General features: G+C 73.9%; 12 protein-coding genes. 6 read left to right on the top strand and 6 right to left on the bottom strand.

What is annotated here, in order from left to right; translation table 11 throughout:
• Positions 1-114: 114 nt before the first annotated feature.
• Positions 115-1587 (top strand): FAD-binding protein, encoded by a 1473-nt coding sequence (locus ACH4N1_RS34870; RefSeq protein WP_398104532.1) that lies wholly within the window; start codon positions 115-117, stop codon positions 1585-1587.
• A 144-nt stretch (positions 1588-1731) separates the two neighbouring features.
• On the opposite strand, the gene ACH4N1_RS34865 is transcribed toward ACH4N1_RS34870, so the two are convergent.
• The gene (locus ACH4N1_RS34865) at positions 1732-2121 is read right to left on the bottom strand and encodes a MarR family winged helix-turn-helix transcriptional regulator (RefSeq protein WP_398104530.1); all 390 of its coding nucleotides are present in this window, start codon (positions 2119-2121) and stop codon (positions 1732-1734) included.
• A gap of 85 nt (positions 2122-2206) precedes the next feature.
• Between ACH4N1_RS34865 and ACH4N1_RS34860 the strand changes: the two genes are divergently transcribed.
• Together ACH4N1_RS34860 and ACH4N1_RS34855 are read left to right on the top strand one after the other, a co-directional pair.
• Positions 2207-3688, top strand: a complete 1482-nt coding sequence (locus ACH4N1_RS34860; RefSeq protein WP_398104528.1) for an MFS transporter — start codon at positions 2207-2209, stop codon at positions 3686-3688.
• A 217-nt stretch (positions 3689-3905) separates the two neighbouring features.
• Positions 3906-4301 (top strand): DUF6332 family protein, encoded by a 396-nt coding sequence (locus ACH4N1_RS34855; protein ID WP_398104526.1) that lies wholly within the window; start codon positions 3906-3908, stop codon positions 4299-4301.
• Here ACH4N1_RS34855 and ACH4N1_RS34850 read toward each other — a convergent pair.
• The 3 genes from ACH4N1_RS34850 to ACH4N1_RS34840 all read right to left on the bottom strand — a co-directional run bounded on the left by ACH4N1_RS34850 (position 4262) and on the right by ACH4N1_RS34840 (position 7066).
• Complete coding sequence (locus ACH4N1_RS34850; protein WP_398104524.1) at positions 4262-4927, bottom strand: response regulator; 666 nt, start codon at positions 4925-4927, stop codon at positions 4262-4264. The genes ACH4N1_RS34855 and ACH4N1_RS34850 overlap by 40 nt on opposite strands.
• A 40-nt stretch (positions 4928-4967) precedes the next feature.
• A complete protein-coding gene (locus tag ACH4N1_RS34845; RefSeq protein ID WP_398104522.1) occupies positions 4968-6197 on the bottom strand; it encodes a sensor histidine kinase in 1230 nt (409 codons plus the stop codon).
• Between the two features lie 179 nt (positions 6198-6376).
• Entirely contained in the window at positions 6377-7066 is a 690-nt protein-coding gene (locus tag ACH4N1_RS34840; RefSeq protein WP_398104520.1) for a TetR/AcrR family transcriptional regulator, read from the bottom strand.
• Between the two features lie 171 nt (positions 7067-7237).
• Here ACH4N1_RS34840 and ACH4N1_RS34835 point away from each other — a divergent pair, with 171 nt between their 5' ends.
• Entirely contained in the window at positions 7238-7696 is a 459-nt protein-coding gene (locus tag ACH4N1_RS34835) for a nitroreductase family deazaflavin-dependent oxidoreductase (RefSeq protein ID WP_382786819.1), read from the top strand.
• 121 nt (positions 7697-7817) lie between these two features.
• Here the strand turns inward: ACH4N1_RS34835 and ACH4N1_RS34830 are convergent, their stop codons facing one another.
• Complete coding sequence (locus tag ACH4N1_RS34830; protein ID WP_398104518.1) at positions 7818-9110, bottom strand: geranylgeranyl reductase family protein; 1293 nt, start codon at positions 9108-9110, stop codon at positions 7818-7820.
• Between the two features lie 134 nt (positions 9111-9244).
• Between ACH4N1_RS34830 and ACH4N1_RS34825 the strand changes: the two genes are divergently transcribed.
• Both ACH4N1_RS34825 and ACH4N1_RS34820 read left to right on the top strand, forming a co-directional pair.
• Entirely contained in the window at positions 9245-10600 is a 1356-nt protein-coding gene (locus tag ACH4N1_RS34825; protein ID WP_398104516.1) for a dipeptidase, read from the top strand.
• Between the two features lie 149 nt (positions 10601-10749).
• Positions 10750-11115, top strand: coding sequence for an MBL fold metallo-hydrolase (locus tag ACH4N1_RS34820; protein ID WP_398104514.1), 366 nt, complete (start codon positions 10750-10752; stop codon positions 11113-11115).
• On the opposite strand, the gene ACH4N1_RS34815 is transcribed toward ACH4N1_RS34820, so the two are convergent.
• The gene (locus ACH4N1_RS34815; RefSeq protein WP_398104512.1) at positions 11085-12128 is read right to left on the bottom strand and encodes an NUDIX domain-containing protein; all 1044 of its coding nucleotides are present in this window, start codon (positions 12126-12128) and stop codon (positions 11085-11087) included. The genes ACH4N1_RS34820 and ACH4N1_RS34815 overlap by 31 nt on opposite strands.
• Positions 12129-12344: the final 216 nt, after the last annotated feature.

The following is a 12344-nucleotide window of genomic DNA, read 5'->3' as shown; positions in this document are numbered from 1 at the left end:
CCCCAGAAGGCCCAGAACTACACCGTCCACACCACCGTCGCATTCTTCGAACACGGCCTCAACAGCCGCTCACAGCGCTAACGCAACGGTGTTGAGGGAGAGGTGGAAGTGCGCATGCCCCGCACACCTTCCAGACGTACCGTTCTGCGCGGGCTCACCGTCACCGGAGCGGCGGTGGCCGGCTTCGATCCCGCCGCCCGCGGCTGGGCCGCGGACGCCTCGGGGACCGATGGGCGACTTGCCGGGATCCCCCGCCTGGACGGGGCGCTGACCAGGGACGACGCCTCGCTCGACGCCGCGTCGGACGACTACGGGCACATCGTGCACCACCGCCCGGCGGCCGTCCTGCGACCGGGCTCGGTCCGTGACGTCGCCGCCATGGTCCGTTTCTGCGACGAGCACCGCGTGCCGGTCGCGCCGCGCGGCCAGGGGCACGCGTCGTTCGGGCAGGCACAGGTGCCGGGCGGCCTGGTCGTCGAGACCGCGACGCTCGCGGGCATCGGCCCCGTGGGGCCGGACAGCACCACCGTGACGGTGGGCGCGGGCGCCCGCTGGAGCGAGGTGGCCAGGGCCACCCTCGCGCACGGGCTCACGCCGCCCGTCTTCACCGACTACATCGAGCTCTCCGTCGGCGGCACCCTGGCCGTGGGCGGCCTCGGCGGCCAGGCCCACCGGCACGGCGCCCAGGTCGACAACGTCACCGAGCTGCGGGTCGTCACCGGCGCGGGCGAGCCGGTCCGCTGCTCCCCGACCCGCCGCCCCGACCTCTTCCACGCCGTCCTGGCCGGCCTCGGCCAGTGCGGGATCATCGTCGAGGCCACGCTCCGCCTGGTGCCCGCGCCCGCGACCGTGCGCCACTACCACCTCGCCTACGACGACCTGGAGACCTTCCTCGACGACCAGCGCCTCCTCGTCCAGGAGGGCCGCTTCGACTACGTCGAGGGCCAGGTCGCCGCGGACGCCGGCGGCGCCTTCCGGGCCTACACCCTGGAGGCGGTGGCCTACGGCCCGCCGGTCGGCCCCGCCCCGGACGACGCGACGCTGCTGCGCGGTCTGCGCCACACGCCCTCCGGCGTTCAGTACGAGGACCGCCCCTACTACGACTTCCTCGACCGGCTGGCACCCTTCGTCGCCATGCTGAAGGAAGCCGGCTTCTGGACGTACGCGCACCCGTGGCTGAACCTCATGGTGCCCGGCACGTCCGCCGCCGCCGTCAGCGCGCCGCTGCTGGACGCGCTCACCCCGGGCGACCTGGGCCCCGGCGTCGTGCTGTTCTACCCCCTGCTGCGCGAGCGGCTCACCACCCCGCTGCTGCGCACCTCGGACGAGCCGGTGTCGTACCTCTTCGACATCCTGAGCGCGACCCCGCCCGACGACACCGCCGCCGTCGACCGCCGGCTGGCGGCGAATCGTTCCGCCTACGAGACCGCGCTCGCGGCCGGCGGCACTCAGTACCCCGTCGGCAGCGTCCCGTTCACCCGCGCGGACTGGCGGACCCACTTCGGGCCGGCCTGGCCGGCGCTCGAGGCCGCGAAGCGGAGGTACGACCCGCGGCGGATCCTGGTCCCGGGCCAGGGCGTCTTCTGAGGCGCCACCGCACCGAACCGGTGGGCCGGGCAGGCCGGTTCGGCGTCGTATCCGCCGATGTCGCCGTCGCCGTCTCGCCGTCACCGCCTCGCCGTCTCGCCGTCGGGACGGGAGAGGTCGGCGGTGACCCGGAGCTGACGGCCGTCAGCCCGTCAGCATGCGGGTGAGGACCGAGCGTTGCACGGGGAGCACCTCACCGTGCAACGAGCGTCCCTTCTCGGTGAGTGCCACCCGGACGCCCCGGCGGTCCTCGGGACACATGGCGCGCTCGACGAGACCGTCCCTCTCCAGCCGGGCGATCAGCCGGGACAGCGCGCTCTGGCTCAGATGGACCTGCTCGGCGATCTCCTGGACGCGGAAGCTGCACGCGCCGGCCGGGGTGGTTCCCGCGAGCACGTCGAGCACCTCGAAGTCGCTGCCGCACAGGCCGTGTCCGTGCAGGGCGCGGTCGAGTTCGCACTGCGTGCGGGCGTGCAGCGCGAGCATCTCCCGCCACTGCTGCACGAGCGCCTGTTCGACCTTGTCCGCCGCCATGGCGGCACCGTAGCAGAGAACCGGATTTATTGCATCGGAATTAAATGCGCTTGCATTCGATGCATGCGCATGTAATGTCTGCGGCATGACCTCTCCGCTCCCCTCCCCGGTGTCCGAGGGACGCTGGACCCCACGGCTGTGGGGCACCCTGCTGGTGCTCTGCGCCGCGATGTTCCTGGACGCGCTGGACGTGTCGATGGTCGGCGTCGCCCTGCCGTCCATCGGTTCCGACCTGGGACTGACCACCTCGACCCTGCAATGGATCGTCAGCGGCTACATCCTGGGCTACGGCGGCCTGCTCCTCCTCGGCGGCCGCACGGCGGACCTGCTCGGCCGCCGCCAGGTCTTCCTCGTCGCCCTCGGCGTCTTCGCGCTCGCCTCCCTGCTCGGCGGCCTCGTCGACTCGGGTCCGCTGCTGATCGCCAGCCGGTTCATCAAGGGCCTGAGCGCCGCCTTCACCGCCCCGGCGGGCCTGTCGATCATCACCACGACGTTCCCGGAGGGCCCGCTGCGCAACCGCGCGCTCTCCATCTACACCACCTGCGCCGCCACCGGATTCTCCATGGGCCTGGTCCTCTCCGGCCTGCTCACCGAGGCCAGTTGGCGCCTCACCATGCTGCTGCCCGCGCCGATCGCCCTGGTCGCCCTGGTCATCGGCGCGAAGCTGCTGCCGCGCAGCGCGCGCGAACAGGGGCACAACGGCTACGACGTCCCCGGCGCCGTCCTGGGCACCGCGTCGATGCTGCTGCTGGTCTTCACCGTCGTCCAGGCCCCCGAGGCGGGCTGGACCTCCGTCCGCACCCTGCTGTCCTTCCTGGCCGCCGCCGTGCTGCTGACCGTCTTCGTCCTGGTCGAACGGCGCTCGCCCGGCCCGCTGATCCGGCTCGGCGTGCTGCGCTCGGGCAGCCAGGTCCGCGCCCAGCTCGGGGCGATGGCCTTCTTCGGCTCCTACGTGGGCTTCCAGTTCCTGGCGACGCTGTACATGCAGACCCTGCTGGGCTGGTCGGCGCTGCACACCGCGCTGGCCTTCCTGCCGGCCGGTGCGCTGGTGGCGCTGTCCTCGACGAAGGTCGGCTCGGTCGTGGACCGGTTCGGCACACCGCGGCTGATCGTGACGGGCTTCGCCCTGATGGTCGTCGGTTACGCCCTGTTCCTGCGCGTCGACCTCGCCCCGGTCTACGCCGCCGTCATCCTGCCCAGCATGCTGCTGATCGGCGCGGCCTGCGCGCTGGTCTTCCCCTCGCTCAACATCCAGGCGACGAACGGCGTGGCGGACCACGAGCAGGGCATGGTCTCCGGCCTGCTGAACACGTCGGTGCAGGTGGGCGGCGCGATCTTCCTCGCCGTGGTCACGGCCGTGGTGACCGCGGGCGCCCCGGCGGACCCCACTCCGCAGGCCGTGCTGGACAGCTACCGCCCCGGCCTGATGGTGGTGACGGGCGTCGCCGCCCTCGGCCTCCTGATCACCCTGCCCGGCCTGCGCACCCGCCGTTCCCGCGGGTCGGTCGTGATCGCCAGGTCCACCGTGGAGGAGGCGGTCGCGGAGCGGGTTCCGGTCCGCGACTAGGGTCTTTCGTCCGGATCGGGCCGGATCGGGGGACGGGCCCCGGCGCCGGGGCCCGCGAGCCCGGCCTGATCCGGACGGGAGGCACCAGGTCCTGTCGTCATCCTCCCGTCGACGCCCACGGGGCGCGCGGCGACGGGACGGGAGGGCACGGGGGACGCCTCCGCGTGCGCCCCGCGGGCCGGTTGCCCGCCGGGCGCACGCCTGTGAGACTGCCGGTATGACCGGCCACGGGGGACGCCGCACGCAGGCGGAACGGGACGCGATCACCGTCGAGATCGGGTACGCGCTGTTCAGCGCGGCCTTCGCGGCGGCCGTGCTGTTCGGGGCGGTCGCCGGGCCGGCGCTGCTGTTCGAACTCCCGGACCTCTCGGAGAAGGTGCTCCTCCGGGCGGGACTCGCGGTCGCCCCCGTGGTGTTCCTGGTCCGGGTGGTGAGCGTGCTGATCCGGTTCCGCGCGGAAGCCACGGCCGCCCGCACCGACGCAACGTCCGGCCACAGCCACAGCCATGGCGACGGCGACGGCGACGGCGACGGCGACGGCGACGGCGACGGCGAGATCGAACGTCGTGGCGATCAGCCCAGCCAGCCCGGTCTGACCAGCCCCGACTCGTAGGCCAGCACGACCAGTTGGGCCCGGTCGCGGGCTCCCAGTTTCACCATGGTGCGGCTGACGTGGGTCTTCGCGGTGAGCGGGCTGACCACCAGGCGGCGGGCGATCTCCTCGTTGGTCAGACCGATCCCGACGAGCGCCATCACCTCCCGTTCCCGCTCGGTGAGCCGGGCCAGCTCGGAGGCGGACGCGGGCTCCTTGGAGCGGGCGGCGAACTCCGCGATGAGCCGACGCGTCACCCCGGGCGACAGCAGGGCGTCCCCCGCCACCACCGCCCGCACGGCACGCAGGAGTTCGGCCGGCTCGGTGTCCTTGACGAGGAAGCCGGAGGCGCCGGAGCGGATCGCTTCGAAGACGTACTCGTCGAGTTCGAAGGTGGTGAGCACGACCACCTTGACGTCGTCGAGGGCCGGATCGCCGGTGACGCGGCGGGTCGCGGCCAGTCCGTCGAGCCGCGGCATCCGGATGTCCATCAGGACGACGTCCGGCCGCAGTTCGCGCACGAGCCGCACCGCCTCCTCTCCGTCGCCGGCCTCCCCCGCCACCTCGATGTCCGGCTGGGCGTCGAGCAGCGCCCGGAACCCCGCCCTCACCAGTGACTGGTCGTCGGCCAGCAGTACCCGGATCACCGGACCTCCTCGGGGTGGACGGCGGACGGCAGCGGGCGGCTCACCGCTCGGGCCCGGGTGTCGACGGCAGGACGGCGAGCACCCGGAAGCCGCCGTCGTCCTTCGGGCCCGCCTCGATCGTGCCACCCAGCGCCGCGGCCCGCTCCCGCATGCCCGCCAGGCCGTTGCCGCTGCCGCCGGCGTCCGTGCCGACCGCCGGTCCGTCGTCGTCGATCCTCAACCGCAGCACCCCGCCGGCCTGCTCGAGGTGCACGCGCGCGTGCCGGGAACCCGAGTGCCGTACGACATTGGTGAGGGCCTCCTGGACGATGCGGAACGCGGCGAGGTCGGTGCCGGGCGGCAGCCGGGGCGCTCGTCCCGTCACCTCGACGGTCAGGCCCGCCCCCGCCGCCTGCTCCACCAGCTCGGGCAGGCGGTCCAGGCCGGGAGCGGGGGCGCGCGGGGCGTCGCCGGGGGTGCGCAGGGTGTCGAGCACCTGCCGCACCTCGCCGAGCGCCTCCTTGCTGGCGGACTTGATCGTGGTGAGCGCGGTGCGCGCCTGCTCCGGGTCGGAGTCGAGGAGGGCGAGGCCCACGCCCGCCTGCACGTTGATGACGGAGAGGCTGTGGGCGAGAACGTCGTGCAGCTCGCGGGCGATGCGCAGCCGCTCCTCGTCGGCTCGTCTCCGGGCGGCCTGGGCGCGCTCGGTCCGTTCCCGGGCCCACTGTTCGCGCCGGACCCGCGCCAGCTCCGAGACGGCGACGACGACCACGACCCAGGTGGCGACGACGGTCTCCTGGGCGAAGGAGGCGGGCCGGTCCCCGGACGGCGGCAGCCACCGGTACAGCCAGTGCGCGACCAGGAGATGCAGGGCCCACAGCATGCCCAGGGCCGCCCAGGCGGCCCGGCGGTGCCCCGCGACCACGGCGGCGAAGCAGGCCACGGCGACGGTCAGGAGGACCGGCCCGTACGGGTGGCCGGCGCCCAGGTAGACCGCGGTGACGGCGGCCGTGCCGAACACGACGGGCACGGGACGGCGGTGCCGCCACAGCAGCAGGCCCGCGGCCACGACCAGCAGCACGCGTGCGAACGGGTCGAGCGCCGCGCGTCCGCCCTGTTGCCCGTGGGCGGCGAAGCCGGAGCCGACGAGGACGAACGCGGTGAGCAGGACCGTCGACCGCCAGGGCCACCGGCTGCCCGGTTCCCCGTCCGCCCGGTGTCCCGGCCACGGCGGCCCGTACCGCCACCACCGCACCGGTCCGCCGTGCCCGCGCGCCCGTCGCTCGTCCATGTCCGCCACGCTAGACGCCACCGGCCGGGACGGACGTCAGCCGGACGAGGTGACGGCGCGTACTCCCCGAGGAGTACGGAAGTACGAAAGCACGGAAGTACGACCGACCCCGCGGACCACCGTTTCCGGCACGACCGGACCCTTGCCGCCGCCGGCCGTTCACCCGTCTCCCGCGGGCGCTACGCCAGCCCCACTCCCCTGGCCAGCCCCGTCACGGCATGACGGAAGAACGGCTCCCGGTCCTCGACGATACGGTTGAACTGGCCGAACACCTCGAAGCCGACCAGCCCGTACAGCTGGGCCCAGGCCGCCACCAGTGCCGTGGCCGTCTCCGGGGAGAGCTCGGGCGCGACGTCGGCCGTCAGCCGCTCCGCCTCGGCGCGCAACTCGGCCGGGAGGGGCGGCGCGGCGGGCGGAGCGGCCAGGCCCGCGTCCCGGGCGATGCCGATCAGGAGGAGCCCGACGCGGGCGGCGGCGGGCACCGTCGTCTGCGGTGCGCTGTAGCCGGGCACCGGGGAGCCGTAGATCAGCGCGTACTCGTGCGGATGCGCCAGCGCCCAGGCTCGCACCCCCTCGCAGACCGCGACCCAGCGCCGGACGGGGTCGGCGTCGGCGACGGCCGAGTGCGCGGTCTCCGCGCTCTCGCCGAGGGAGTCGTAGGCGTCGATGATGAGCGCGGTGAGCAGGTCGTCGCGGCTGGGGAAGTAGCGGTACACCGCGGAGGAGACCATGCCCAGTTCGCGGGCGACGGCCCGCAGGGACAGCTTGGCGGCTCCTTCGGCGGCGAGCCGGCGACGGGCCTCCTCCTTGATGGCGGCGGTGATCTCGATCCGGGCGCGGGCGCGGGCCCCTCGGGTGGTGCTGCTCATGGACACCAGTGTTCCACGGGTCGGGAGCAGTGCACACAATCAAGAGCGGTGAACCGAAAAAAGAACACCGACCCAGAAAGAGAGCGGTGCTCTTGCCAAAGTGAGCCGATCCGGTGCAGACTCCCCCACAGAGCGAGAGCAGTGCTCACACTTATCCTCCAGGAGGCATCCATGTCCGCCGCCCACGTCAAGAAGCCCGGCTGGTTCACCGTCAACGTCCTCAACCGGGCCGTCGCCTGGCTGACCCGACGCGGGCTGAGCGTGTGGGGCTCCAGGGTCCTGGCGGTGCGCGGCCGCAAGAGCGGTCAGTGGCGGACCACGCCGGTGAACCTGCTGACGGTGGACGGGCGCCAGTACCTCGTCGCCCCGCGCGGTCACGTCCAGTGGACGCACAACATGCGCGCGGCCGGCGGCGGTGAACTGCGCCTGGGCGGAAAGGTGGACGAGTTCACCGCGGCCGAGGTCGGCGACGACGAGAAGGTGCCGCTGCTGCGCGCCTACCTCAAGCGCTGGAAGGCGGAGGTCGGCGTCTTCTTCGACGGCGTCGGGCCCGACTCCCCCGACGCCGACCTGCGCCGCATCGCCCCCGACCACCCGGTGTTCCGGATCACGGTCACCGGAAGCCGGTGACCCGCCCCGTCCGGCCCCGCCCCCGGGACCGGACACTCGCCGACCGGACGCACACGGAACGGACGCACACGGAACGGGCACTCCGGACCGCTCCGGCGAACGACGGACGACGGACGACGCCTCAGGAACCGGCCTCCTCGGCCGCGCCCGCACCACCCGTGCCCGCACCACCCGCAGCCGTACCCACGGCCGTACCCGCGGCCGCCTGCCGCCGGTCCATCGCGTTCAGGGCACGCTGGGCGAGCGGGTGCGAGCGCACGAGCTCGCCGAGGGTCGTCCGGCCGCGGGTGATGTCCGTGAACGCCCGCCAGGCCGGACGCACACCGGTCAGGGCCGCGTGGAAGAGCCCCGGACGCCGCTCGAAGAGGGCCAGCATCCGCTTGCCCACGCTCATCTCCACGCCGAGCCCCGCCTTGATCGCGAAGGCGTAGTTGAGTGCCTGACGACGGGCGTCCACCGCGTCGTGCGCCTCCGCGATGCGCACCGCCCACTCGCCGGCGATCCGGCCCGAGCGCAGCGCGAAGGAGATCCCCTCACGGGTCCACGGCTCCAGCAGCCCCGCCGCGTCGCCGCACACCAGCACCCGGCCGCGCGAGAGCGGCGAGTCGTCGGCACGGCAGCGGGTCAGATGGCCGGAGGAGATGCTCGGTTCGAAGCCGGCGAGGCCGAGCCGCCCGACGAAGTCCTCCAGGTACCGCTTGGTGGCGGCGCCCTCGCCGCGCGCGGAGATCACCCCGACCGTCAGCGTGTCCCCCTTGGGGAACACCCAGCCGTAACTGCCGGGCATCGGGCCCCAGTCGATGAGGACCCGGCCCTTCCAGTCCTCGGCGACCGTCTCGGGCACCGGGATCTCCGCCTCCAGGCCGAGGTCCACCTGGTCGAGCTTCACCCCGACGTGTGCCCCTATGCGGCTCGCGCTGCCGTCGGCGCCGACGACCGCCCGGGCCAGCACCGCCTCTCCGCCCTGCAGGACGACCGCGACCGTACGCCGGTCGGGCACGGCCGAGCCGTGCTGTTCGACGCGGGTGACCGTGACGCCGGTGCGCAGTTCGGCACCGGCCTTCTGCGCGTGCTCGACGAGCTGCTGGTCGAACTCGGGCCGGTTGATCAGCCCGAACAGCATCTGCCGGGAACGGCGGGTGCGGGTGAAGCGTCCGTTGTTCGAGAACGTCACCGCGTGCACCCGGTCCTGGAAGGGCAGCTCGAAGCCCGGTGGGAGGGCATCGCGGGAGGGGCCGATGATGCCGCCGCCGCACGTCTTGTAGCGGGGCAGCTCCGCCTTCTCCAGCAACAGCACGCGCCGCCCCGCGACCGCCGCCGCATAGGCGGCCGAAGCCCCCGCGGGTCCCGCGCCCACCACGACGACGTCCCACACCTGCTGCACGTCGTCCGCCGAAGAGTTCTCGCTGCTCACGATGGTCTACTGCTCCCGATCAAGCCGCCTGCCGCACCTGTCCCCCGCATCCTACGACCGAGATCGCCGCGGTCGGCTGTGGGAGGATCGGCAACACTCATCGGTACAACGTCGCACCCACAAGGAGCGTGCCCATGTCGTCGAATCCGGTCGCCGAGACCGTCGCCTCGCTGATGCCCAGGGCGAAGGCGGAGCTCACCGAACTGGTGGCCTTCAAGTCGGTGGCGGACTTCGACCAGTTCCCGCGCACCGAGAGCGAGGCCGCGGCGAACTGGATCGTCGCCGCCCTGCGCGCCGAGGGCTTCCAGGACGTGGCCCTGCTCGACACCCCCGACGGCACGCAGTCGGTGTACGGCCTCCTGCCGGGCCCGGAGGGCGCGAAGACGGTTCTGCTGTACGCGCACTACGACGTGCAGCCGCCGCTGGACGAGACCGGCTGGGCCAGCCCGCCCTTCGAGCTGACCGAGCGCGACGGCCGCTGGTACGGGCGGGGCACCGCCGACTGCAAGGGCGGCTTCATCATGCACCTGCTGGCCCTGCGCGCCCTCAAGGCGAACGGCGGGGTGCCCGTCCATGTGAAGGTGATCGTCGAGGGCTCGGAGGAGCAGGGCACGGGTGGCCTGGAGCGGTACGCCGAGGAGCACCCCGAGCTGCTCGCGGCCGACACCATCGTGATCGGCGACGCGGGCAACTTCCGGGTCGGTCTGCCCACCGTCACCTCCACGCTGCGCGGCATGACGATGATGCGGGTGAGCGTCGACACCCTCGCGGGCAACCTGCACTCCGGCCAGTTCGGCGGCGCCGCCCCCGACGCGCTGGGCGCGCTGATCCGCGTACTGGACTCGCTGCGCGCCGAGGACGGCTCGACGACCGTCGACGGCCTGGCCGACGGCCCGGCGTGGGAGGGACTCCAGTACGACGAGGAGCAGTTCCGCAAGGACGCCAAGGTCCTCGACGGCGTCGCACTGATCGGTTCCGGCACGGTCGCCGACCGCATCTGGGCCCGCCCCGCGGTCACCGTCCTCGGCATCGACTGCCCGCCGGTCGTCGGAGCCACCCCGTCGGTGCAGTCGAGCGCCCGGGCGCTGATCAGCCTGCGGGTGCCGCCGGGCGTCGACGCGGCCGAGGCGACGAAGCTGCTCCAGGCCCACCTGGAGGCCCACACGCCGTGGGGCGCGCGGGTGCGGACCGAGCAGATCGGCCAGGGCCAGCCGTTCAGCGCCGACACCACGAGCCCGGCGTACGCGGCGATGGCCGAGGCGATGGCGGTGGCCTACCCCGGCCAAGAGATGAGTTACGCCGGCCAGGGCGGCTCCATCCCGCTGTGCAACACCCTCGCGGCGCTGTACCCGAGCGCGGAGATCCTCCTCATCGGCCTGAGCGAGCCGGAGGCCCAGATCCACGCGGTCAACGAGAGCGTCTCGCCGCAGGAGCTGGAGCGTCTGTCGGTGGCGGAGGCCCTGTTCCTGCGCACGTACGCGGCGAGCTGAGCCGCGCGCTCCGCTCTCGGCAGAGGGCCTCGCCCGCCGGGCGGGGCCCTCTCCATGGTCGTCCCACGGACGTCGCCGCGCTCCTCCCCCGTCTGCGCCTGCCGCGCTTCCCGGTCGGCCAGGCCCGTCTCCGGTACGACGTCGACGGGTTGACGCTCGTCGACGCCGGACCGCCCGGCTCCGGCCGCGCGATCGCCGACGCGGTCACCGCCCTGGGGCACGGCCCGGCCGCCGTACGGCGTGTGGTGCTCACCCACTTCCACGAGGACCACGCGGGCGGCGCGGCCGAACCGGCCGCCCCGACGGGGGCGGAGGTCCTGGCGCACGCCGTGGACGCGGCGGTGCTGCGCCGGGACGTCCCGGCCCCGGAACCGGTGCCGGCGGAGTGGGAGCGGCCCCTGCGCGCCGCCGTCTCCGGCACCGGGGCGTGGGGAGGGTCGGCCGGCTCCGTACCCGGAACGGGCGCCGCGCCGCGGCGTGACGGTCACCCGAGGGGGACGCCGGCCTCCAGGTAGAGCGCGGCGCCCCGCTCCCGCGCCCGCAGGGCCCAGCGCAGCCGTTCGTAGCGGACCGGGGGCAGCAGGCCGGCGGCCTCCTCCTCGGTGACGAAGCGCCAGCCCCGCAGTTCGGGGCCGGGCAGCAGCAGTCCCTCGGCCGCCGCGGAGTCGAGCCGGCCGCCGTCGAAGAGCAGGCGCAGCCCGCCGTATCCGGGAGGCGTCGGCCGCTCCCAGTCGACGACGAGCAGCCGCGGTACGTCGGCCAGCCGGACTCCGGTCTCCTCCTCGACCTCGCGCATGCCCGCGCGCGCGGGCGCCTCGCCGGGCTCCACGACACCGCCGGGGAACTCCCAGCCGGGCTTGTAGGTGGGGTCGACGAGCAGCACCCGGTCCCGCTCGTCGAAGAGAAGCACCCCGGCGGCCAGCGTCTCGGCGGTCGGTTCCGGGGTCTGCACGATGTCGCAGGCGGCCACCGCCCCGCTGCCGACCGCCTCCGCGATGCGCTGGGCGGTCTCGTACGGGGTGAGGTCGCTGGAGTCGACGGGGTGGGCGTCCGCGGTGAGCCAGCCGGCGAGGGCGGCGCGGTACGGCTCGATGTGGTCGTACGACCACTGCCGTACCCGTATCTCGCCGTCGGGGAGGTCGGGCGGGACGTCCCGCCCGGCTATTCGCTCGCGCAGGATCGTTTCCGCCGGGGTCAGCAGCACATGCCGGACGGCGATCCGGCGGGCGGCGAGACCGCCGAAGATCTCGTCACGGTACTCCTGGCGCAGCAGGGTCATGGGGACGACGAGGGTGCCGCCCAGTTCGCCGAGGAGCGCGGCCGCGGTGTCGATCACGAGCCGGCGCCAGATCGGCAGGTCCTGGAAGTCACCGACCTCGGCGAGGCGTTTGGGCGGCAGCAGGTGGGTGAGCGCCGCCCCCACGTCCTCGGGGTCGAAGAGCGTGCTGTTCGGGATCAGGTCGATCAGTTCCCGTGCGGCGGTCGTCTTTCCCGCGCCGAACGCGCCGTTGATCCAGACGACGGTCACGTCTCCCCCTCTGCTGTCGGCCCCCTGTGGCTTGCCCGCTCCACCCTGCCACGGAAACCACCTCCCGTTCAGGGCGCCCGAACGGCGCGGCGCCCGGGCCCCGGGGGGGGGGGGCCGGGGCGCGGGGGGGGGGGGGGCGCGGGGGGGGGGCCCGCCCCGGGGGGTATCGTGGGGGGCCCGGCGGTCGTCGGCGCTGGGGGGGGGGGGGCGGGCGGG

This window comes from Streptomyces sp. NPDC017202 (assembly GCF_044331705.1).
GTDB lineage: Bacteria > Actinomycetota > Actinomycetes > Streptomycetales > Streptomycetaceae > Streptomyces.
The sequence above is the reverse complement of the archived record's forward strand: the minus strand, read 5'-3'. Positions and strand labels throughout refer to the sequence as shown.